Raw genomic sequence first — 21,774 nt, 5'->3', positions numbered from 1 at the left:
CCCTTGGTGGGGGTGGGGGGAGGCTAAGGGGGTGGTGGAGGGGGGTGGGGGCAAAGATCGTCTGGGTCTTGTGGTTCCTGTCGGCGCAAGGGGGGGGGGGGTCCCCCCCCCCCCCCCCCCGGGCCTCCTCGTCCGCGTACCCCTGGCGGGCCTGGTCCAGGTCGGGGTGGACCTGGAGGGAGAGGGGGGAGCCGGCGGCGAGCAGCTTGAGGAGGAAGGGGAGGCGGGGGCCGTACCGGGCGACGGTGGCCGCGCCGAGTTCGCCTTCGGGGTCCGCGGCGATGACCTCGGTGAGGGGGAGCTCCGTGGGGGCCGTGCCCTCTGCGGGGCGGGTGGTTCGGGAGGGGGCTCCCGGGTGGGCGCCCATCCACATCTCGGCCTGCGGTTCGCCGGTGGGGGCGGTGCCGAGGAGGGCGGGGATGGCGGTTGTGGAGCCCCAGGCGTAGGGGCGCACGGTGTTGGACAGGCGGTCCATGGAGTCGTCCTCGGGGTCGTGCGGGGCGCTGGCGGGGTGGTGCGGCGTGTGGTGCTCTTCCGTTACGAGGGCCTTGATGCCAGAGCCACGTAAACAGCGGCGAAATCCGTGATGGCCAGCAGTTCCGCCAGCGCCTCCAGCTCGCCGCCCTGTTCCGGTTCCAGTTCGCTGACCGGCGTGTCGTGGCCGAGCGCCAGTTCCCGGGCGGCGGGGTAGGCGCTGAGGCCGCCCGTCGGACGGTCCCGCAGCAGGACGACCCTGGCCCGGAGGGTCTCCCCCTCCTCCACCCTGTCGCGGAAGAAGTCGTCCGGGTCCGCGCCGGCCGCGAAGTCCCCCGCGAGCAGGGTGCCGTGCGAGGGCAGCGCCTCCGGGAGTTCCGCCGTGAGGGCGGGGCGGCCCGCCAGCTCGGACAGTATGGCCGCGAACCGGCGGCCGACCGGGCCCGCCGCGTCACCCTCCGTCCACAGGAGCGGCAGGCTGTCCGCCAGTTCGGCGGCGAGCGTCTTGGCCGGGTTGCTGTACGTGGCGATGGCCGGGCCGCAGCGTTCCGCCGTCCGGTCCAGGCGGTCGGCCACCTTCTCCAGCTCCTCGGGGGGCGCGGCCACCAGGCCGACCCGGTCGAGCAGAGCCAGCAGCGGGGTGATCAGCGCCCACAGGGTGCCGGGGCCCGCGGCCGAGGTCTCCGCGTCGTACTCGCCGTGCGGGGCCGCCGCCATCGGTACGACCAGGCCGTGCACCCCGTCGACCGCCTCGCGCAGCGGGGAGCGGGTGGGGGCGACGGCGACGACCGTGCAGCCGCGGCGGTACGCCTGCTCGGCGAGGAGGGCGAGGCCCGGTTCCGAGCCGTCGGCGGTCGCGATCAGGAGCAGGTCCACGGAGCCCGCCCAGCCGGGCAGGGCCCAGCGCAGGGCGCCGGGGGCGGGGGCCACGCCGGTGGGGTGGATCCGTACGACGGGGGCGGCCGCGCCCGCCAGCGCGCCGATCAGGTCGGCGACGCCCGAGGCGGCGGTACCGGGGCCGGCGACCAGGACGGCTCGGGGGCGGCCTTCCGGGGCCAGGTTGCCGATGCCGGCCTCGGCGGCGTGCCGGGCGGCGGTGCGGACCCGGGCACCCGCCTCGGCGGCACCGCGGAGCAGGTCGCGGCGGTCGGCCCTGGCCAGGGCTTCCGGGGCGTCGAGCAAGGACTCGTCCAGCATGGCGGTGGGCCTCCGAATCACCGGGTGGGGTGCGGGGTGCGGGTGCGGGGGCCTGAGGGGTGGGCGGGCGCCGGGGCGGGGGTGCCCTTCAGGGGCGTCCTGTCCCGGTCGGTTCCGCCCGCCCTGCGGGGCTCACCCGTACGCGCTTCGCTCGCGGTCAGGCGGGGCGGCGGGCCTCGTCGACGAGGAGAACCGGGATGCCGTCCCGGACCGGGTAGGCCAGGCCGCAGTCCGTGCCGGTGCAGACCAGCTCCGGGCTGTCGGCCGCGGTGCGGTCGTCGAGCGGGGAGTGGCAGGCGGGGCAGGCCAGGATCTCCAGGAGGCCGGCTTCGAGCGGCATGGGGTGGGTCCCTTCGAGCGGTACGACTTCTGGTTCACGTGCTGATTCACGTGGATCAGGCGTCGTCAGCCTACCGCCGGGGGGACGAGGGCGCGGCCCGGCCGGGGGTGGGGCGGCTGGGGATGGGCGGGGTGGGGCGCCTGCGGCGGGCCTCTCCCTGCCCGCCCCTTCCCGGAACCGGGGCGGCGCCCTGTCCTCAAGCGCCGGACGGGCAAGGGCGCCGGAGGTGCTGAGTCGGCCGGCACCGGAAGGGCCGGCCGGGACAAGCGCCGGACAGACCGGATGGGCAGGTCCCTGAAGGTCCGGGGCTCGCGGGTTCAACGCCTGATCAAGGTCAGTACCCCGTCCCGTACCGTCTCCATCGTCCGCTTGTCCCTCGCCTCCACGTTCAGGCGCAGCAGGGGTTCCGTGTTCGAGGCTCGGAGGTTGAACCACCAGTCGGGCGTCGTGACCGTGAGGCCGTCCAGTTCGTCGAAGGTGACGCCGTCGCGGGTCGCGTAGGCCTCCTTGACCTCGGCCACGCTGGCGGACTGGTCGGTGACCGTGGAGTTGATCTCGCCGGAGCCGGTGTAGCGGTCGTACTGGGCCACCAGTTCCGAGAGGGGGGCGGTCTGGCCTCCCAGGGCGGCCAGGACATGGAGGGCCGCCAGCATGCCGGTGTCGGCGTTCCAGAAGTCGCGGAAGTAGTAGTGCGCCGAGTGCTCGCCGCCGAAGATCGCTCCGTGCTTCGCCATCTCCGTCTTGATGAAGGAGTGGCCGACCCTCGTGCGGACCGCCGTGCCGCCGTTCTCGCGGACCACCTCGGGGACCGACCAGGAGGTGATCAGGTTGTGGATCACGATGCCCTCGCCGCCGTTGCGGGCCAGTTCGCGGGCGGCCACCAGGGCCGTGATCGCGGACGGGGAGACTCCCTCGCCCCGTTCGTCGACCACGAAGCAGCGGTCCGCGTCGCCGTCGAAGGCGAGCCCCAGGTCCGCGCCCTCCGCGACCACGCGGGCCTGGAGGTCGACGATGTTCTTCGGGTCGAGGGGGTTGGCCTCGTGGTTGGGGAACGTGCCGTCGAGGTCGAAGTACATCGGTACGACGTCGAGCGGCAGGCCCTCGAAGACCGTGGGGACCGTGTGGCCGCCCATGCCGTTGCCCGCGTCGACCACGACCTTCAGGGGGCGGATCGCCTTGAGGTCGACCAGGCCCAGGAGATGGGCAGCGTAGTCGGTGAGGGTGTCGCGTTCCGTGATGGTGCCGGGGGTGGTGGGGGCCGGGGGTTGCGGGGCGCCTTCCGACCACTGTTCGACCAGCGTGCGGATCTCGCGCAGGCCGGTGTCCTGGCCCACCGGCGCCGCGCCCGCCCGGCACATCTTGATCCCGTTGTACTGCGCGGGGTTGTGCGAGGCCGTGAACATCGCGCCCGGCAGGTCCAGCGCCCCCGACGCGTAGTAGAGCTGGTCCGTCGAGCAGAGGCCGATCAGCGTGACGTCCGCGCCCCGGGCCGCCGCGCCCCGGGCGAACGCGCCGGACAACGTCGGCGAGGTGGGCCGCATGTCGTGGCCGACCACGATCGCGTCGGCCTCCGTGACCTGGACGAACGCCGCTCCGAACAGTTCGGCCAGCGCCTCGTCCCACTGGTCGGGCACCACGCCACGTACGTCGTACGCCTTCACGAGCTGCGACAGATCAGCGACCACGGCCGGTCCTCCTGGGGGTCTTTGCGGACCGCCCAAACTACCCGGCCGTAGAAACCCTCAGAAGTCGGTCCCCGAAGTCGGTACCGGGAGCCGGTCTCAGGAGTCGGGGGAGCGCAGCACCCTCAGGTGGCCCCGGCGGGCGACCTCCACCGGGTCCGCGGAGCGGGGGCCCCTGCCACCGCCGTCCGGTCCGCGGTCGTGCGGCCGGGCCGCTTCCCGTACCGCGTTCGCCAGCGCTTCCAGGTCGTCGCCGCTCGGTTGCGCGGGCGCGGAGCCGTCGGAGAGGCGCACCACCTCCCAGCCGCGTGGCGCGGTCAGCCGCTCACTGTGCTCGGCGCAGAGGTCGTAGCAGTGGGGCTCGGCGTAGGTGGCGAGCGGGCCGAGGACCGCAGTCGAGTCGGCATAGACGTACGTCAGTGTCGCGACGGCAGGGCGGCCGCACGCGGTGCGCGAACAGCGACGTACAGGGCTCACGATGTTGGACGGTACCGCACTCTTGAGCGGGCTGCGACGACTCTCCCCCGGCTGACCCCACCGTGTCGCCCTGTGGCCCTCGACACACCCCCGGGCCCGGCGCCCCGTCTGACCTGCGCCGTGCCCACCGCGCCGCTCGGCGGCGGGGGCTCCGGAGGGCGTGCGCCGGGACGGAAGCCGACGTCACTCTCACCGTCGATGATCGGATGAGGGGCCTGAAAACCGCTCAACCTTGGCCTGAATGTTCAACTCCGGACAGGAGGCCCACATCAGGGCCGCCGCGGATTCCGCCGGGCGCGGGGGCGCGGGAGGGCTCCGGAGGAAACCGTCGCGGGCCGTCCGTCGGCGCCCTCGGCGCGGGTCTGCGGGCGTTACGCTGCGTCGGTGATGGACAGCTCCGTACCCTCCCCCCACCCGTTCGAGCCGAGGCCCCGCCACCGCGACCGGCACGGCCGCGGTATGCGGGGGCCGGTCGCACCGCCCCAGGTGCCGCTGTCGGCCAGCCGGGGCGAGGTCTTCCGCGATCTGGTCCAGGACTCGGTGGAGCGGCTGGAGCGGCGCTGGCCCCAGCTGACCGAGGTCGACTTCGTCGTCCTGGATGTGCCGGGTGACCTGGAGGACACCGTTCCGCTGGGCCGCGCCCTGCCCGCCGGCAAGGGGCGGCCCGCGCAGATCGTCGTCTACCGGCGCCCCGTCGAGATCCGTACCAAGAGCCGCGACGAGCGGGCCCTCCTGGTCCACGAGGTCGTCGTCGAGCAGGTCGCCGAGTTGCTGGGGCTGGCCCCGGAGTCCGTCGATCCGCGGTACGGGCAGGAGTAGCCCCCGTACGGACGGGAGCAGGGCTCGCAGGGGCGGGACGCTGGCGGTCGTGCCCCCGTGCCCCGTGGGGCGGAGTGCCGCCGTAGGGGCGTGGCGGGAGCAGGTCGCGTGCGCCGCGTACGTCCGCGGCGCACGCTCCCTTCAGTCGTCCAGCACCGACAGGTCCTGCCGCGCCGAGGGGACCAGCACCGTGCCGCCGTCGTCCGGCAGCGTCTGGACCGTGAACATCTGAACGCCGTCCTCCGGGAGGGCGAGCGCCCGCGACGCGTGGACCGGGCCGCCCGAGACCGTCTCGACGGTCAGCGCGTACGTGCCCTTCAGTCCCGCCGGGGGCTTCGGGGTGACGGCCACCGTCGTCCCCGCCTTGACCTTGTACGTCTCCACGGCCGCCTCGCCGCCCTCGCTCCCCGCCGACGTGGTCACCTTCACCTCGGCGTCGGCGCCGGGTGCGGCCAGGGAGAGCGTGGAGCCCTTGGCCCGGTTGTCGGTGACGGTCGACCGCGCGCCCACCGGGCCGGTCGCCGGGATGTAGGCGTACTCCTGCTTCTCGCCGGTCCCCCGCACCACGCGCAGGGCGGCGACGATCGGGGTGGCCCGGCTCTTCTCGACCGGGGTGAGGCGCAGGGAGCCCGGCTCGCCGCGGGTGATGTCCTTCAGGTCGACGGTGGCGGTCATCCCCGACTTGATGTGGAGGGTGTCGTTCCCTGCCGGCGCGAACGTCGTGTTCTTCCCCATCAGCTGGACCTTGACGTCCGCGTCGCTCTCGCCCGGCGCGTACGCCACCAGCTGTACGGAGGTGGCGTCGGCCGGGATGCCGGGCATCACCAGGGTGCCCGCGGGGTTGGCGGCCGCCGTGAGCCAGTCGGTGCCCGAGCCGTCGTCGGCGGTCAGGACGACCGCGCCGATCCGGCCGGAGCGGGTGGTGATGTGGGCCGTCAGGTCGTTGACGGCCTCGTCGGTGAGGGTCGAGAGCAGGAGCGCCACGCTGGAGCGGCCGGGGACGGTGATGCCGTCGCCGACCTCGGACGTCACCGGGCCCTTGGGGCCGAACAGTTCGATGTCGGCCACGGCCGCGCCGTCGTCGGGGTTGGTGAGGTGCACGTAGTCCTGGCGGGAGCGGGCGGTGCTCACGCCCGGGAACCAGAAGTCGGTGTCCGGGGCGGTGCAGCTGACCCCGAGGAGGCCCCGGGCGCCGCCCGCGGTGACCGTGGTGGTCTGCTGGGCCGCCCAGCCGGGGGCGAGCGCGCCGGTGGCCGTGCCCACGAGGGCCGGGGCGGCGGAACCGTCCGTCTCGGCGGTGACCGGCTTTCCGGGCTCCTTCACGGCGAGGACCGGCTTGTCGGCCTTCTCCTTCGCCTTCTTGGCGGCCTCCTCGGCCTTCTTGGCCTTCTTCGGGTCGGTCTCGGGCTCGTCCTCGTCCAGGACCGGCAGGGCCGGCTTCAGCTCGGCCGTGCCCTTCTCGCCGTCGGCACCGCCCTCGGCTCCCTTGTCGGCGTCCTTCCCGGGCGGGGTGAACGAGGTGTACCGCGTCTCCGCGAGATCGGACGTGCTGGGCGCCGGGCAGACCAGGCTGGACCGCTCCACCGGCAGCGAGGCCGCGGCCGCGGCCTCCGTCGGAGCCGGGCCCTGGGGGGCGGTGAGCGAGGCGAAGCCGGTGATGGCGGCCAGGGCTGCGGCGCCCGCGATGAGGGACAGGTGGGTGGGTTTCACTCGGACTCGCCTCGCGATGCGTTACGGGTCTGCCAGGGGGCCTGGCCCGGGGGGTCGGGGTGCTCGCCGGGGTCGGCGGGGTGCTGGGCGGGGTCGGTGTACGAGGGCTGCTCGCCGGTGTACCGGCCGTACGGGTCGTACGCGCCGGAGCCGCCGTACTGGCCCCCGCCGCTCCCACCGCCGCCGTCGCCGTACTGCTGCTGGGCGTCCTGCTGTCCGTACGGGTCCCCGGCGCCGTAGCCGCCCTGGTCCGGGTAGCCGGAGGCGTAGCCGGTGTGCTGCTGCTGCGCGTAGGGGTCCTGCTGGTACGTGGTGTAGTCGCCCTGCTGGTAGGGGGCCGGGGCATGCGGGCCGGTGTCCTGGTACTGCTGCCGCCCGTCCCACTCCCCGTAACCCTGCTGCGGGAGCGCCGGGTAGCCGCCGGTGGGCTCCTGCGCGTCGTAGCCGTCGTTCCCGGCGTACGGGTCGGCGCTCTGCTGGTCGGGGACGGCAGGGGCGTCGGGGCTGGTGTACGCGCCCGTGGCGGAGTCCGTTTCCGGCGGAGCGGGAGGAGCGGTGGGCGGCGGGGGCGGGACCTCGCCCGGCCCGGAGCCCGGCGCGGAGCCCGGCCCGCCGTCCGGCCCCCCGGCGCCCGTGTGTCCGTCCGCCTCCGCCGCCGCCAGGGCCTCCGCCTCGGCGGCGGCCCGGAGCCTGCGGGCGCGGCGGCCCTCCCCGTCGGCCGCCTCCGCGGCGATGGCGAGCGCCTCGTCGGGCAGGTCGTCGTCGATGTCCCGGCGACGGCCCGGCAGGGCCATGACCACCAGGACCACGGCGAGCGCGCACTGGGCCCAGATCCAGGCGGTGTGGGTGAAGGGGGCGTCGTACGTGAGGGTCAGGCGGCCCCCGCTCGCGGGGAGTTCGAAGCCCTGGGCCCAGCCGTCGACGGTCACGCGGGGCAGCGGCTTGCCGTCGACCGTGGCCTGCCAGCCGGGGGCGGCCTCGTCCGCGATGCGCAGGATGCGGCCCTCGTCGCCGGCCGGAATCCCGGCGCGGGCGTCGACGGGCCCGGAGCCGACGGGGACGCGCTCGCCCTCGCCGCCGGCCGGGACGATCATCACCCGGGCGACCTGGCGGTCCACCCGCCACAGGGCGCTGCCGTCGAGCTGGCTGAGGCGGCTGAGGCCGGGGGTGGTGTCCAGGACGCGGCTCATCTGGCGCGGTGCTCCGTCGCGTACGAGGACGTAGCGGATGGCGAAGTTGCCGAGCTGGCCGCCCTGGTCGGCGCCGGAGCCCGCGACCAGGTTGGCCACGACCTTGTCGAGATGGCTGTTGGAGCCGGCCGCCTCGGTCAGTTCGCCGTCGCCGAGCCGGACGCCGGAGCCCCGGACCAGGCTGTACGAGACGGAGTCGGGCGAGGTACCGCCGAGGACCAGGGTGCGCGCCTGGTCCTGGGTGGAGCTCTCCTCGGCCACGAACGCGGGCACCTGGACCGGGTCGCGGCGTTCCAGGGGGCCGTCCGCGCCGCCGATCATCCAGCCGAAGGCGGCGAGCGCCGGGGCGAGGGCGGCGGCCAGGGCGATGAGGGCCGCGACGGGCTGGCGCCAGCCGAAGCTCTGTTCCGCGACCCGGACCCGGGCCCCGTCCGCGCCGACGAGGGCGGCCGCGATGAGGGCGGCGCCGTAGACGAGGGTGGCGGGTCCGGACCAGGCCGAGCCGTTGGCGAGCGCCGCGAAGAGCAGGCCCACCAGCGCGGTGGCCCAGGCGGCCCGGACGGCGAACTGCCGGTCCTCGCGCAGCAGGGCAGCGAGCGCCGCCAGCACGATGCCGAGCAGCAGGATGCTGCCCGCCGCCTTGGGGCCGCCGGGGCTGATCCCGAGCAGGTCGAACGCCGAGGCCGACCCCGTACCGAGGTCCAGGCCCGCTTCCCGCCAGAACGCGGACGGGTCGGTGAGCAGCGTCAGGGACCAGGGCGCCAGGGCCAGGATCGGGGTGCCGACGGCGGCGAGGAAGCGGAGCCCGTATGCCGTGATGTCCCGGCGGCGCAGCGCCAGCACACCGAGGCCGAGCACCACGGCGAGCGGCCAGACGACCGGGGTGAACGCGGTGGTGACGGTGAGGAGGAGGGCGTACGCCCAGGTCGCGCGCCAGCTTCCGCGCGGCGCGTCCGGGTCGGTGCCGTCGCGGAACCCGTGGGCGGCGACGGCGGCGCGGGCGATCAGCGGAAGCAGGACCAGCAGGACGGCGGTGCCGATACGGCCGGTGGCCAGGGCGCCGGTCGCGGCGGGCAGGAAGGCGTACGCGACGCTCGCCCAGGCGCGCAGCAGCCGGGAGGGGAGCAGCGGCCGGGAGGCGAAGTAGGCGGTGAGTCCGGCCAGCGGGACCGAGCAGACCAGCAGCACGGTGACGGTGAAGCCGGTCGAGCCGAGGAAGAGGACGGAGAGGACCGCGAGCAGCGCCAGATAGGGCGGGGCGGACTGGGTGCCTCCGGTGGCGACCGTGTGCCAGGCGTCGGCGTACCGGCCCCACAGCTGACCGGCCGTCTCGGGTACGGGCAGCAGGGCGCCGCCCGCCAGGGAGCCGCCGGTGAGCAGGTTGCGGCAGGCGATGAGGGAGACCAGGAGGAGCAGGGCGAAGAGGACCGGGCCGGGTTTGCGGCCGATCCGCTTGAGCCGGGCGAACTGGTCGACCTCCAGGTAGTCCGCGTCGTCGCCGCCGGGCCCGGACTCGACGGCCCCGTGCCGGGAGCCGCTGGACTCGGCCTCGCCCTTGCTGCCGAGGTTGCCCGCGACCTGTTCGACGGTGGCCCGGACGGTGGCGCCCGGCGGCGGGAAGAGCGCGCGCAGCTCGGCCGCGTCGACCGCGCCCTTTCCGCGCTCGCGGCGGGCGGCGAGGATGCGGCCGGGTCGGAGCAGGGTGCCGAGGAGGCCGGTGACCTCGTCGAGCGCCTGGCCGGGGACCTTGCCGACGAGGTAGGCGAGGGTGCGCAGGAGGGTGCCGACGACGAGCCGGAGCAGCACCCAGGGCAGGGCTGCCGCTCGGGCGTTGACGAGCATCGTGTAGACCGCGCCCGCCTTGTCGACGCGGTGCGGGCCGACGACCGAGCGGCCGGCGCAGTCGATGGGGCGGCGCTCGCGGGCGGAGGCCTCGGCGTGGCGCAGCACGGCGTCGGGGGCGATGAGGACCCGGTGGCCGGCGAGGTGGGCGCGCCAGCAGAGGTCGACGTCGTCGCGCATCAGGGGGAGGCTGCGGTCGAAGCCGCCCAGCTCCTCGTAGACGTCGCGGCGGATGAGCATGCCGGCGGAGGAGACGGAGAGGACGGTACGGACCTGGTCGTGCTGGCCCTGGTCCTGCTCGCGGCGGTCGAGGCCGGTCCAGCGGCGGCCGCTGTTGGCGATGGAGACGCCGACTTCGAGGAGCTGCTTGCGGTCGTACCAGCCGCGCAGCTTGGGGCCGACGATGGTGGCGTACTGGTCGTTGTCCACGACGCGCAGCAGTTCGGCGAGCGCGTCCGGCTCGGGTGCGCAGTCGTCGTGGAGCAGCCAGAGCCACTGGACCGGTTCGCCGTGCGGCAGCTCCGGCAGGTCGTAGTTCTCGTCGACCCAGGTCCGGGTGGCCGGGTCCCAGCCGCCGGGGCGCTTGAGGTAGGGCAGGTCGTCGGGGGTGGGCGCCGCGAAGGTGCGGACCGCCTCGTCGACGGCGGTGCCGAAGCTCGTACGGCGGGCGAGGTGCAGGACCCGGTCGTCGCCGAGCGCCTCGGTCACCAGCCGGGCGGATTCGTCGGCGCTGCCGGTGTCGGCGGCGACGACGTTCTGGACGGGGCGTTCCTGCCCGAGCAGCCCGGCCAGCGCGTCGGGCAGCCAGCGGGCGCCGTCGTGGGAGACGAGCACGGCGGTGACGACGTGCCGGGGGAACTCTGGGGCGGCGGCGGCCGCGTTCGGCGCCGCCGAGTGGCTGTGCACGGACATCGAGGTACGGGCCCTCCGGCCGGGTCCGGGGGCGTATCCCCGGGGGCTGCATCGGTGTACACGCGCGCCCCGGCGGGGCGTTGGCGCATCTCGGACGGGGCCCCACACTAACGGTACGGATACCCGGGGGTGGCCCGAGCGGGTGGAGCGGCGGACGCGCACGGGTGCGGGACGCGCCGACGGCCCGTGCTCCGCTCCCCCGGTGCGGGGGCGATGAGCGACGGGCCGTGGGGGGTGTGGTCCTACGGGATCCCTGCGGAAGTCTCGCGGGAGTCTTGGCCAGGACCCTGGGGAGCCCTGCTCGGGAAAGGGCTGCCGGGACCGGGTGGAGCGGTGTGAACGGTGTGCGCCGTGGGCCGTGCGCCGTGGGCTTGCGGGCGGTGGGGGGTGGGGCCCTGAGATGTGCGGGCTGTGAAGGGGCTAGATCGCCGCCTTCTTCAGGCGCCGCCGCTCGCGCTCCGACAGTCCGCCCCAGATGCCGAAGCGTTCGTCGTTGGCGAGGGCGTACTCAAGGCATTCGGAGCGGACCTCACAGGCGAGACAGACCTTCTTGGCCTCGCGGGTGGATCCGCCCTTTTCGGGAAAGAAGGACTCGGGATCGGTCTGGGCGCACAGTGCGCGCTCCTGCCAGCCGAGTTCCTCGTCCGCGTCCTCGACCAGCAGTTGCTGGAACAGCTCGGTCATGTGCGCCCCTCGTCTGTCTCTTGCGTCCCGTGATGCGGCCGTTACTGACTGGTCACGACCGAACGACACGAGTGAAATTACAAGTGTGTATCTCCGAGCCAGTCAAGCGAGGATCTGCTATTGGCCCAGGGATTCACTCTGCGGAACCAAGCGTATACAGAAAGTGTTCAAATCACCAAAAATCTGACATATGCCACCGGCGCCACTCCACCACACCCTCTCTCGGTCAAGACGACCAGGGGTGCGGTTGCGTTGCGATTCGATCACTGTAGCGATCAAGATCACAGTCAGGTCACGGACCCTCGGCCATGTTTGGAAGTACGGGTGAACCGCCACGTCTCCGCTGTCGGCGATGAACAAACCTTTCTCCTGACGCGGCAACCGGAAGGAGTGAAACATTCACCACAAACCGGCCATCGGGTTGACATCGAGTGATTCCATCCGGTCTCCTTGATCTCATGTCAGCGATCGCAGCGATGCACACCACCCACGTCCGTGGGTTCCGCAGCGCTGTCCAGGCCCGCTGTTGCTGTTCCAGCTGTCACAGCTGTTGATGCCGTAGCGCTCCAGCTCTGATCCAGCCCCTCCCCACGCATCACGCAGTCCGCATTCCCGGCCCCCGGTGGATCTTCTTCTCACCGCGGCTGCCGAAGCTCCACGCGACTCCCCGCACGTGCACCCCCCATGCCGAGGAACCACCGCACCCCATGAACAGCGACAGCGACCTTCAGATCGCCGGCGACATCCTTGAGGTCCAGCACCTCCTGAAGCCCGCCCGCGAGCACCCCTCCACCGTCTCCGAGTTCGTCGGCCTCGCCCGCTCCATCGCGGCCGACCGCCCCAGCTGGGCCGGACTCGTCCGGTACGACACCACCACCCGCTGGTACCACCGCCTCCAGACGGGCCCCGGCTACGAGGTGTGGCTGCTCAGCTGGGTGCCCGGACAGGGCAGCGGGCGCCACGACCACGGCCGCTCCGCCGGTGTACTCACGGTCCTCGAAGGAGAGTTGACCGAGCACACCGAGCGCGGGAGCCGGTCGCTCGGGGCCGGAGCGCAGCGCGCGTTCGCCCCCGGCTATGTCCACGAAGTGGTCAACGACTCGCTCGAACCGGCCGTCAGTCTGCACATCTACCACCCGGGTCTGACCGAGATGCCGATGCACGCCGCGCAATGCGCCCCGACGGCCGTGGATGTCGTACCCGCCTGACAAACTGCGTGCATGCGCATTGTTGTTCTGGCCGGCGGTATCGGTGGTGCCCGTTTCCTTCGCGGCCTCAAGCAGGCCGCGCCCGAAGCGGAGATCACCGTCATCGGCAATACGGGTGACGACATCCATCTGTTCGGGCTGAAGGTCTGCCCCGACCTCGACACCGTGATGTACACCCTCGGCGGTGGCATCAACGAGGAGCAGGGCTGGGGGCGGACCGACGAGACCTTCCAGGTCAAGGAGGAGCTCGCGGCCTACGGGGTGGGGCCCGGCTGGTTCGGTCTCGGCGACCGCGACTTCGCCACCCACATCGTCCGTACGCAGATGCTCGGCGCGGGCTATCCGCTCAGCGCGGTCACCGAGGCGCTCTGCGCCCGCTGGCAGCCCGGCGTACGGCTGCTGCCGATGTCCGACGACCGGGTCGAGACGCATGTCGCCGTCGAGACGGACGGCGAGAGCAGGGCCATCCACTTCCAGGAGTACTGGGTGAAGCTGCGCGCCTCCGTCGAGGCGCAGGCGATCGTGCCGGTCGGGGCCGAGCAGGCGAAGCCGGCACCGGGCGTCCTGGAGGCCATCGCCGCCGCCGACGTCATCCTCTTCCCGCCGTCGAACCCGGTGGTCTCCATCGGCACCATCCTCGCCGTGCCCGGCATCCGGGAGGCGATCGCGGAGGCCGGGGTGCCGGTCGTCGGCCTCTCCCCCATCGTCGGGGACGCGCCGGTGCGCGGGATGGCGGACAGGGTGCTCGCGGCCGTGGGCGTCGAGTCGACGGCCGCCGCCGTGGCCGGGCACTACGGATCGGGGCTGCTGGACGGGTGGCTGGTCGACACGGTGGACGCGGGCGCGGTGGACGAGGTCGAGGCGGCGGGGATCCGGTGCCGGGCCGTGCCTCTGATGATGACGGACGTGGACGCGACGGCGGAGATGGCCCGGCAGGCGCTGGGGCTGGCCGAGGAGGTCCGGGCGTGAGGGGGACGGGCGTGGGCAGGCCGGTGGGGGGCGGTGGGGGATCCGCGGCGTCGGGTACCCGCCCCGGCGGGGCGCCTGCGCCCTCTTTCCACGTGTGGGCTCTGCGCGGCATTCCCGAAGTGCGCGCCGGGGACGATCTCGCCAAGCTGATCGCCGGGGCCGAGCCGGGGCTCGTCGACGGGGACGTCCTCCTCGTCACCTCGAAGATCGTCTCCAAGGCCGAGGGCCGGATCGTGCGGGCCGCCGACCGCGAGGCCGCCATCGACGCCGAGACCGTACGGGTCGTGGCCCGGCGCGGCACGCTCCGCATCGTGGAGAACCGGCAGGGGCTCGTCATGGCCGCCGCCGGGGTCGACGCCTCCAACACCCCGGCCGGGACCGTCCTCCTGCTGCCCGAGGACCCCGACGCGTCCGCGCGGGCCATCCGGGACGGGGTGCGGGACGCCCTCGGCGTCGAGGTCGGCGTCGTCATCACCGACACCTTCGGGCGGCCCTGGCGCAGCGGGCTCACCGATGTCGCCATCGGGGCGGCGGGTGTCCGGGTGCTGGACGATCTGCGCGGTGGTTCGGACGCGTACGGCAATCCCCTCAGTGCCACGGTCGTGGCGACGGCGGACGAGCTGGCCGCCGCCGGGGACCTGGTCAAGGGCAAGGCGACGGGGCTGCCGGTCGCCGTGGTGCGGGGGTTGCCGCATGTCGTGGCCCCCGCCTGCGTGGACGACCCCGGTGCGCGGGCGCTCGTGCGCGGTGCGGCCGACGACATGTTCCGGCTGGGGACGTCCGAAGCCGTGCGGGAAGCGGTGACCCTGCGGCGTACGGTGCGCGAGTTCAGCGACGAGCCGGTGGATCCGGGGGCGGTGCGGCGGGCGGTCGCGGCGGCCGTGACCGCTCCGGCGCCTCACCACACGACGCCCTGGCGGTTCGTGCTGCTGGAGTCCGCCGAGTCGCGGACCCGGCTGCTGGACGCCATGCGGGACGCCTGGATCGCGGACCTGCGGCGCGACGGCAAGAGCGAGGAGTCTATCGCGAAGCGGGTGCGGCGCGGGGATGTGCTGCGCAACGCGCCGTATCTGGCGGTGCCGTGTCTGGTGATGGACGGCTCCCATACGTACGGGGACGAGCGGCGGGACACGGCGGAGCGCGAGATGTTCGTGGTGGCCGCGGGGGCCGGGGTGCAGAACTTCCTGGTGGCGTTGGCCGGTGAGCGGCTGGGGTCGGCCTGGGTGTCCTCGACGATGTTCTGCCGGGATGTGGTGCGGGAGGTGCTTGCGCTGCCGCCGTCGTGGGACCCGTTGGGGGCGGTGGCGGTGGGGCATGCGGTGGGGGTGCCTCGGGAGCGGGAGGTCCGGGACGCGGAGGCGTTTCTCACCGTGCGGTGAGGTGCGGGGCGTGCGGGGCGTTGCCGGGCGGGGTGCGGTGGGGGGCCGCTGCGCGGAGCTTGTCCTCTACCCGCCCCTTCCCGAAACCGGGGCTCCGCCCCGGCCCCCCTGTTGTCCTCAAGCGCCGGACGGGCTGCATTTCCGGGCTGGGAGGGCGAGTCCCCCAGGGAGCGCCTTACAGCGCCGCGATGTTTCCCGGGGTCATCCTCGGGCCCCTGCGCTCCGGTACGCGGCCCGAGAGCAGGATCAGGCGCGTGGCCCGGTGGCGTTGGCCCTCGTAGGGGGCCAGGAGGGCCAGCATCTCCTCGTCGGTCGCGTGGCGGTTGTCCGCCAGGGCGTGGCCCACGATGCCGGGGAGGTGGTAGTCGCCCACCGTGACCGCGTCGGGGGCGCCGTTGGAGCGCTGGAGGGTTTCGGCGGAGGTCCAGGGGCCGATGCCGGGGATCAGTTCCAGGCGGGCCTTGGCCTCGGGGAAGGGCATCGCTGACGCCTCCTCCAACCTCGGGGCCGCCCGTACCGCCCGCAGGATCGTCGACGAGCGCTTGGTGTCCACGCCCGCCTTGTGCCACTCCCAGGACGGGATCATCGCCCAGGTGCGGGCGTCCGGCATGACGTTCAGGCCCAGGGCGGCCGTGGGGCCGGGGGCGGGCGTGCCGTAGCGGCGGACCAGGAGGCGCCAGGCGCGGTACGCCTCGTCCGTGGTGACCTTCTGCTCCAGGACCGAGGGGATCAGCGACTCCATCACCAGGCCCGTGCGCAGCAGCCGCAGGCCGGGGCGGCGGTGCCGGGTCGCGGCGAGCAGGTGGTGGTGCGGGGTGAAGGCGCCCGGGTCGTCGTCCGCGCCCAGGAGCGCGGGAAGGCCGGCGAGCAGCCACTCCGCGCCCGGGCCCCATGCCTCGGCCCCGACCCGGTCGCCGTACGCCACCACCCGCAGCGTCCCCGGGCCCTCCGGCGTCCGCGTGGCCCGCCAGAACGCGCCGTCCGGGGTCATCCGGAACGTCGGGTCGGCCGGGCCCCGGCGCAGCGGGCCGAGCACCAGGCGCAGGTCCAGCGGGCCCGACGGGGTCCACTCCCGGGTCAGCGGCGACTCGGCGCTCCCCGCGGCCCGGGGCGACAGTGCCTCGGCACGCCGCACAGCCCCGGTCCGCGGTGCCTCGGCAGCCCGCCGCGCGGCCGGTGCTGCCTGGTGGGGCAGGGCCGGGCGGGTGGTGCGAGGGGCGAATCGTCCTGCCACGGGTGGAGCCTCGGGGGTTTCTGGTGCTGGGGGTTTCCGGTGCTGGGGGTTTCCGGTGCCAGGTTCTGGCGCCGGAGGTTCTGGCGCCGGAAGCGTCCTTGGACGTACGAGCGTACGGGGCGGAGTCGGCCTACTGGTCCGAGGAGAAGCGGATCGAGGCGTCCGGGAGGGCCGCCCCGCACCAGATCCGCACCCCGTCGCGCAGTTCGTTGTCCGCGCCCACGTGGGCGCGGTCCGCGATGACCGCGCCGCTCAGCACCGAACGGCTGCCGATCCGGGCACCGGCTCCGATGAGCGAGTCCGTGACGACCGCGCCCTCCTCCACCACCGCGTCCGCCAGGACCGTCGAGCCGTCGATCCGCGCACCGGCCCCGATCACCGCACCGGCCCCGATCACCGTGCCGCCGGTGAGCTTGGCGTCGGCGGCCACCGTGGCCGTCTCCAGGACCAGGCGGTCGCCGCAGCGGCCCGGGACGGCCGGGGAGGGGGCGCGGCCCAGGACCAGGTCGGCGGAGCCGCGTACGAAGGCCTGGGGGGTGCCGAGGTCGAGCCAGTAGGTGGAGTCGACCATGCCCTGGAGGTGGGCTCCGGAGGCGAGCAGTCCGGGGAAGGTCTCGCGCTCGACGGAGACCGGGCGGCCCTCGGGGATGGTGTCGATGACCGAGCGCCGGAAGATGTACGCCCCGGCGTTGATCTGGTCGGTGACGATCTCCTCGGGTGTCTGCGGCTTCTCCAGGAAGGCCGTGACCCGGCCCGTCGCGTCCGTGGGGACGAGACCGAAGGCGCGCGGGTCCTCCACCCGGGTCAGGTGGAGCGAGACGTCCGCCCCGGAGTCGTTGTGCGAGGCGACCAGGGCCCGGATGTCGAGTCCGGTGAGGATGTCACCGTTGAAGATCAGGACCGGTTCGTCGGGGCCGGAGGAGAGCTTGGCCGCGACGTTGCGTATGGCGCCGCCGGTGCCGAGCGGCTCCTGCTCGGTGACGTACTCGATGTGCAGGCCGAGCGAGGAGCCGTCGCCGAAGTACGGCTCGAAGACCTCCGCCAGGTAGGACGTGGCGAGCACGATGTGCTCCACCCCGGCCGCCCTGGCCCGCGCCAGCTGGTGGGTCAGGAACGGGACCCCCGCCGCCGGGACCATCGGCTTCGGGGTGTGCACCGTGAGCGGGCGCAGCCGGGTGCCCTTGCCACCGACCAGGAGGATCGCTTCTCTTGCCTCTGTCACAGCACCGTCTCTGCTTCCTGCTGGGGCCTGGCCCGGATACATGGCTGGCCAGTCTAAGCAGACCGGTCCGACATGAACCGGTCAGCGGCCCTGCAACTTGGCGGAGCTGGTCCGAGCCGTGCCGAGCTTCTTGTAAAGACGCGCTCCGGGGCATTCGGTTGCGAATCCGTCCCGATGTCCCGAGATCACGTTCATGCTCACCTTCACGCCCGCCTTGTACTTGTTGCTGCCGCCCGAGACCAGCGTCACCTTCCCCTGGGGGTTGGCGCCGAACAGCCCCAGCTTCCAGGCCGTGAGCTTGGAGACGGCCGTGACGGCGGCGGCGGGCGGGTTGGTGGCCCCGTAGGAGCCGAGTACCGCGATGCCCATCGTGTTGGTGTTGAAGCCCAGGGTGTGCGCCCCGAGGACCGCCTTGGAGACGCCCCCGGCGCGGCCCTCGTAGATGTTTCCGCACTTGTCGACGGCGAAGTTGTAGCCGAAGTCCCGCCAGCCGCTGCTCTTCACGTGGTAGCGGTAGATGCTGCGCAGCACCGAAGGGGCCTGGTTGCAGGTGTAGTTGTTGCCGGTCGCGCTGTGGTGGACGAAGGCCGCACTGACCGTCTTCGTGTACGCGAAGTTGCGCTCCCGGAGCTTCTCGTCGGCGCCCCAGCCCTTGCGGGTGATGATCTTCGGACGCGGGCCGATGTACGGCCTCGCCCCGGGCGCCGCGTTCACCGACGCCACCGTCTCCTTCCGGGTGAGGGCGGGGATGGCGTTCGCGCCCAGCTCCGCGAGTTCCGCGTTGACCGCCGAGGCCGCGGCGACCTCGGCGGTGAGGACCTCCGGCAGGACGACCGCGGTCGGCGGGGTGTCCGCGAAGGCGGCGGGGGCGGCCGCCGCCGACCGGCCGGTCGGGGCGGGCCGGGCGGGCTCCGGCGCGGGGTCCTCGCCGGGGTCGACGAGTTCCAGGCGCAGCCCTTCCGGGAGCGGTACCGGGGTGGCCGCCCGGACCTGCGGCTGCGCGGACCCGTGGTGCTCCGAAGGCCCCGGCGGCTCGTGGTGCTCCGACGCTTGCGGGCTCTGCGGGCGTACGCGTACCTCCACGCCGTCCGAGTCGCCGACCCAGAGCGGGGCCGTCGCGCCGCGCACCGTACGCCCCTCGCGCTCGGCGCTGCCGAGGTCGGCGGCGTGCTCGGCGTTGTGCGTCTCGACGTCCTGCCACGGCGACCAGCGGGTGGTGCCGGTGGCGCGGGTGCGGACCTGGACCGTGCCGTGCAGTTCGGCCTCCGGGTCGTCCCAGACCACACCCACCAGGGAGAACGGGCGGGCGTCGCTCTGCGGCAGGCCCAGGGCCGCCGGTGCCCCCGCGACCCGGTCCGAGGACGGGGCGAGGGGTGCCAGGGGCAGCGACTGCGTCGAGCCCGCCGGTTCGGCCGCCTCGGCCCGTACGGCGGGCGGCCCGGCACCGGGAGACGCGGGGGATGTGGAGGGAGGGCGGGAGGACGCGGAGTGGAGGTCGGCAGTGGAGGCGGCCGCCGCGGAGGCGGCGAGCGGCAGGGTGAGGGCCATGGCGCAGGTGACGCCGGCTGAGGTGACGAGTAGTGCACGCATACGCATGATCCTGGGCATAACCGATCAGATGCGGCTACCCGGACGAAGAGCCACAACTGATGCCGTGTCCGATGCCGCGTCCGCCGAACCGGTGTACGTGACACCCGTTCAGCCCGCCCCGCACGGCGGCCCCGCGTACCCTTGCGCGGATGAACCCCAGCGACCGCACCGCCGCCGACCTGCTGCGATCCGCCCTCGCCGCGGACCCGGCCCGTCCCCTGGTCACCTTCTACGACGACGCCACCGGGGAACGCGTCGAACTGTCGGTGGCCACCTTCGCCAATTGGGTGGCCAAGACCGCCAATCTGCTCCAGGGCGACCTGGCCGCCGAGCCCGGCGACCGGCTCGCCCTCCTCCTCCCCGCGCACTGGCAGTCGGCGGTCTGGCTGCTTGCCTGCGCCTCGGTCGGTGTCGTGGCCGACGTCCAGGGCGACCCGGCCGCCGCCGACCTCGTGGTGAGCGGGCCCGACACCCTGGAGCGGGCCCGGGCCTGCCGGGGTGAGCGGGTCGCGCTGGCGCTGCGCCCGCTGGGCGGCCGGTTCCCGCAGGCGCCCGAGGGGTTCGCGGACTACGCGGTGGAGGTGCCGAGCCAGGGCGACCGCTTCGCCCCGTTCGCCCCGGTGGACCCGGACGCGCCCGCACTGACCGTGGGCGGGACCGAGCTGACCGGTGCCGGGCTCGTCGCCCGGGCCCGCACGGACGCCGGCGCCCTCGGGCTCGTACCGGGGTCCCGGCTGCTGACCGGGCACACGTACGACAGCTGGGAAGGGCTGAGCGCCGGGCTCTTCGCGCCGCTGGCCGCGGGCGGGTCCGTGGTCCTCTGCCGCCACCTCGGGCAGCTCGACGCGGAGGGGCTGGCCAAGCGGGTGGAGAGCGAGCGGGTCACCGACACGGCGGTGTGACGGGCGGCCCCAGGTTCGCCGTCCGCCCGTGCGGGGTCGGCCGGGCGCCCCCTGAGCGCACTCGTCCGGCCCACAGCGGGCCGAGCCCCCGGCCACGAGCGGCACCGGGGGTAGATGATCTGCGGTACAGACCACTCTCCGGCAGTGCACAACCAAGCGTGAGGTTCAGCCGTCTACTCCTGCGACCGGCGGTTCCTCGCGCCGCCGAACGTGAAGGATGGACGCAGACGTGACCGACAGCGCTGGCACGCCGGCCGACCCGGACCACCCGGCCGGGGAGACGCCACCGGGCAGGTCGCAGGAGGAGCCGGGGGCCACGGGCCGGACGAAGGAAGAGCCCGAGGCCGGGGACGAAGCCAAGCCCGGGGCCAGGGACGAAGCCAAGCCCGGGGCCAGGCCCGAAGGCGAAGCAGAAGCCGAGCCCGAGCCCGGCCCCGGAGGCAGGACGGAAGCCAAGGCCGACGCCGAACCGAAGGCCGAGCCCGGCCCCGAGGCCGAGTCCCGACCCGAGGCCGAAACCAAACCCGGACCCGGCCCCGGACCCGCGCCCGACGCGGAAGCAGAAGCCACCCCCGCCGCCCCCGCGAGCAGCGAAAGCACCCGCGTACAGACCTGGGCCGAGCACCCCAAGGACCGTTCCGCTCTCCGGCGGAAGCGGCCCTGGCTGCGCTGGGCCGCCCTCGGGGCGTCCTTCCTGGTCCTGGTCTCCGCGGGGGCAGGCTGGTGGCTCTACAACAAGCTCGACGGCAACATCACCACCGACACCGGCGCCGCAGCCGAGCTGAAGGTGTACGAGAAGGAGCGGCCCACCCCGGTCGTCATGGACGCCCAGAACATCCTGCTCATCGGGTCGGACAGCCGGGCGGGCGACAACAGCAGGTACGGCCGGGACGACGGCGGCAGCCAGCGGTCGGACACCACGATCCTGCTGCACCTCGCGGCGGACCGGAAGAGCGCCACCGCCGTCTCCCTGCCGCGCGACCTGATGGTGGAGATCCCCGCCTGCCGCGCCGAGGACGGCAAGGAGACCCGCGAGCGGTTCGCGCAGTTCAACTCGGCGTTCGAACTCGGCGGCACCGCCTGCACGATCCGTACGGTGGAGCGGCTGACCGGCATCCGGATCGACCACCACATGGTCGTCGACTTCAACGGGTTCAAGGACATGGTCGACGCCGTGGACGGGGTAGAGATCTGCCTCAAGGAACCGATCGACGACAAGGACGCGCGTCTGGAGCTGCCGGCCGGGCGGCAGACGCTGAACGGTGAGGAGGCGCTCGGCTACGTACGCGCGCGCAAGAGCCTCGGGGACGGCAGTGACACCGAACGAATGGAGCGCCAGCAGAGGTTCCTCGGTGCCCTGGTGAACAAGATGCAGAGCAACGGCGTCCTGCTCAACCCGACGCGGCTCTACCCGGTCCTGGACGCGGCGACCAAGTCGCTGACCACCGACCCGGGCCTCGACTCGCTGCGGGACCTGTACGACCTGGTCCGGGGCATGCGGGACGTGCCGACCGACCAGGTGCAGTTCCTGACCGTGCCGCGACAGCCGTACCGGAACAACCGCAACCGGGACGAACTCGTCGAACCGGACGCGAGCGAACTCTTCAAGCAACTCCGCGAGGACAAGCCCGTGGCCGTGGTCCCGGCGGACGAACTCCGGAAGGCCGAGAAGGAGGCGGGCCCGGACGGCGACGGGAAGCCGGACGGGACCGCGTCCGAGAGTCCGACCCCGACACCCACCTATTCGGGTTCGAGCGCCGCGGACGATTTGTGTGAGCAGTAAAGCAATGCCCAAGACAGACAAGACAATCGATAGGTAATGGGAAGAATGCCCGGTTGTAAGGGGCGTGGTGTGGGTCACGCCCGTCGCCCCCTTACAGACCAGGCCGATAGTGTGACGCGATCCGGCGCTTCCGGCCATCAGGTCGCGCACTGCCGGAGCG

At 73.6% G+C, this 21,774-nt stretch carries 17 protein-coding genes; 6 read left to right on the top strand and 11 right to left on the bottom strand.

Annotated features, from left to right (window positions below; genetic code table 11):
* From AC0682_RS03905 to AC0682_RS03885, 5 genes are all read right to left on the bottom strand, one after another.
* Positions 1 to 475, bottom strand: a 475-nt coding sequence (locus tag AC0682_RS03905; RefSeq protein ID WP_478530775.1) for a type I phosphomannose isomerase catalytic subunit, incomplete at its 3' end; no start/stop codon positions are given.
* A 62-nt stretch (positions 476 to 537) separates the two neighbouring features.
* Positions 538 to 1,671 carry an SIS domain-containing protein gene (locus AC0682_RS03900; protein WP_478530774.1) on the bottom strand — a complete coding sequence of 378 codons (1,134 nt, stop codon included), beginning with the start codon at positions 1,669 to 1,671 and terminating at the stop codon, positions 538 to 540.
* A 157-nt stretch (positions 1,672 to 1,828) separates the two neighbouring features.
* The gene (locus tag AC0682_RS03895; protein ID WP_018492918.1) at positions 1,829 to 2,011 is read right to left on the bottom strand and encodes a Trm112 family protein; all 183 of its coding nucleotides are present in this window, start codon (positions 2,009 to 2,011) and stop codon (positions 1,829 to 1,831) included.
* 317 nt (positions 2,012 to 2,328) lie between these two features.
* A complete protein-coding gene (locus AC0682_RS03890) occupies positions 2,329 to 3,696 on the bottom strand; it encodes a phosphomannomutase/phosphoglucomutase (RefSeq protein WP_478530773.1) in 1,368 nt (455 codons plus the stop codon).
* Between the two features lie 96 nt (positions 3,697 to 3,792).
* Entirely contained in the window at positions 3,793 to 4,170 is a 378-nt protein-coding gene (locus tag AC0682_RS03885; protein ID WP_478530772.1) for a DUF3499 domain-containing protein, read from the bottom strand.
* Positions 4,171 to 4,557: 387 nt separating this feature from the next.
* Here AC0682_RS03885 and AC0682_RS03880 point away from each other — a divergent pair, with 387 nt between their 5' ends.
* Complete coding sequence (locus AC0682_RS03880; RefSeq protein WP_070199265.1) at positions 4,558 to 4,989, top strand: metallopeptidase family protein; 432 nt, start codon at positions 4,558 to 4,560, stop codon at positions 4,987 to 4,989.
* Between the two features lie 141 nt (positions 4,990 to 5,130).
* On the opposite strand, the gene AC0682_RS03875 is transcribed toward AC0682_RS03880, so the two are convergent.
* From AC0682_RS03875 to AC0682_RS03865, 3 genes are all read right to left on the bottom strand, one after another.
* Complete coding sequence (locus AC0682_RS03875; protein WP_478530771.1) at positions 5,131 to 6,699, bottom strand: DUF5719 family protein; 1,569 nt, start codon at positions 6,697 to 6,699, stop codon at positions 5,131 to 5,133.
* Positions 6,696 to 10,643 (bottom strand): glycosyltransferase, encoded by a 3,948-nt coding sequence (locus tag AC0682_RS03870; protein WP_478530770.1) that lies wholly within the window; start codon positions 10,641 to 10,643, stop codon positions 6,696 to 6,698. Before AC0682_RS03870 ends, AC0682_RS03875 begins: the two co-directional genes overlap by 4 nt.
* A 420-nt stretch (positions 10,644 to 11,063) precedes the next feature.
* Complete coding sequence (locus tag AC0682_RS03865; RefSeq protein WP_014046372.1) at positions 11,064 to 11,327, bottom strand: WhiB family transcriptional regulator; 264 nt, start codon at positions 11,325 to 11,327, stop codon at positions 11,064 to 11,066.
* 707 nt (positions 11,328 to 12,034) lie between these two features.
* On the opposite strand from AC0682_RS03865, the gene AC0682_RS03860 reads away from it, so the two are divergent.
* Genes AC0682_RS03860 through AC0682_RS03850 form a run of 3 tightly spaced genes read left to right on the top strand, consistent with a single transcriptional unit; the run spans position 12,035 to position 14,883 of the window.
* Positions 12,035 to 12,535, top strand: coding sequence for a cysteine dioxygenase (locus AC0682_RS03860; RefSeq protein ID WP_254812428.1), 501 nt, complete (start codon positions 12,035 to 12,037; stop codon positions 12,533 to 12,535).
* A 12-nt stretch (positions 12,536 to 12,547) separates the two neighbouring features.
* Positions 12,548 to 13,504: a 2-phospho-L-lactate transferase gene (gene cofD / locus AC0682_RS03855; RefSeq protein WP_254812427.1), complete on the top strand. Its 957-nt coding sequence runs from the start codon at positions 12,548 to 12,550 to the stop codon at positions 13,502 to 13,504.
* Between the two features lie 23 nt (positions 13,505 to 13,527).
* On the top strand, positions 13,528 to 14,883 hold the full coding sequence (locus AC0682_RS03850; RefSeq protein ID WP_478530790.1) for a coenzyme F420-0:L-glutamate ligase: 1,356 nt from the start codon (positions 13,528 to 13,530) through the stop codon (positions 14,881 to 14,883).
* 175 nt (positions 14,884 to 15,058) lie between these two features.
* Here the strand turns inward: AC0682_RS03850 and AC0682_RS03845 are convergent, their stop codons facing one another.
* The 3 genes from AC0682_RS03845 to AC0682_RS03835 form a co-directional block, all read right to left on the bottom strand.
* On the bottom strand, positions 15,059 to 16,117 hold the full coding sequence (locus AC0682_RS03845) for a DNA-3-methyladenine glycosylase family protein (protein ID WP_478530769.1): 1,059 nt from the start codon (positions 16,115 to 16,117) through the stop codon (positions 15,059 to 15,061).
* 130 nt (positions 16,118 to 16,247) lie between these two features.
* Positions 16,248 to 17,339 (bottom strand): mannose-1-phosphate guanylyltransferase, encoded by a 1,092-nt coding sequence (gene manB / locus AC0682_RS03840; protein WP_478530768.1) that lies wholly within the window; start codon positions 17,337 to 17,339, stop codon positions 16,248 to 16,250.
* Between the two features lie 81 nt (positions 17,340 to 17,420).
* On the bottom strand, positions 17,421 to 18,929 hold the full coding sequence (locus AC0682_RS03835) for a peptidoglycan recognition protein family protein (protein WP_478530767.1): 1,509 nt from the start codon (positions 18,927 to 18,929) through the stop codon (positions 17,421 to 17,423).
* Positions 18,930 to 19,078: 149 nt separating this feature from the next.
* On the opposite strand from AC0682_RS03835, the gene AC0682_RS03830 reads away from it, so the two are divergent.
* Together AC0682_RS03830 and AC0682_RS03825 are read left to right on the top strand one after the other, a co-directional pair.
* Positions 19,079 to 19,831 carry a TIGR03089 family protein gene (locus AC0682_RS03830; protein ID WP_478530766.1) on the top strand — a complete coding sequence of 251 codons (753 nt, stop codon included), beginning with the start codon at positions 19,079 to 19,081 and terminating at the stop codon, positions 19,829 to 19,831.
* Positions 19,832 to 20,048: 217 nt separating this feature from the next.
* Positions 20,049 to 21,614 (top strand): LCP family protein, encoded by a 1,566-nt coding sequence (locus tag AC0682_RS03825; protein ID WP_478530765.1) that lies wholly within the window; start codon positions 20,049 to 20,051, stop codon positions 21,612 to 21,614.
* Positions 21,615 to 21,774: the final 160 nt, after the last annotated feature.

Source organism: Streptomyces sp. NPDC043746 (assembly GCF_056436485.1).
The sequence above is the reverse complement of the archived record's forward strand: the minus strand, read 5'-3'. Positions and strand labels throughout refer to the sequence as shown.

Coding starts and splice junctions, on each gene's coding strand:
- AC0682_RS03860 (WP_254812428.1), top strand. CDS start 12,035: ATGAACAGCGACAGCGACCTTCAGATCGCCGGCGACATCCTTGAGGTC.
- AC0682_RS03895 (WP_018492918.1), bottom strand. CDS start 2,011: ATGCCGCTCGAAGCCGGCCTCCTGGAGATCCTGGCCTGCCCCGCCTGC.
- AC0682_RS03835 (WP_478530767.1), bottom strand. CDS start 18,929: ATGCGTGCACTACTCGTCACCTCAGCCGGCGTCACCTGCGCCATGGCC.
- AC0682_RS03870 (WP_478530770.1), bottom strand. CDS start 10,643: ATGTCCGTGCACAGCCACTCGGCGGCGCCGAACGCGGCCGCCGCCGCC.
- cofD (WP_254812427.1), top strand. CDS start 12,548: ATGCGCATTGTTGTTCTGGCCGGCGGTATCGGTGGTGCCCGTTTCCTT.
- AC0682_RS03900 (WP_478530774.1), bottom strand. CDS start 1,671: ATGCTGGACGAGTCCTTGCTCGACGCCCCGGAAGCCCTGGCCAGGGCC.
- AC0682_RS03825 (WP_478530765.1), top strand. CDS start 20,049: ATGGACGCAGACGTGACCGACAGCGCTGGCACGCCGGCCGACCCGGAC.
- AC0682_RS03830 (WP_478530766.1), top strand. CDS start 19,079: ATGAACCCCAGCGACCGCACCGCCGCCGACCTGCTGCGATCCGCCCTC.
- AC0682_RS03880 (WP_070199265.1), top strand. CDS start 4,558: ATGGACAGCTCCGTACCCTCCCCCCACCCGTTCGAGCCGAGGCCCCGC.
- AC0682_RS03865 (WP_014046372.1), bottom strand. CDS start 11,327: ATGACCGAGCTGTTCCAGCAACTGCTGGTCGAGGACGCGGACGAGGAA.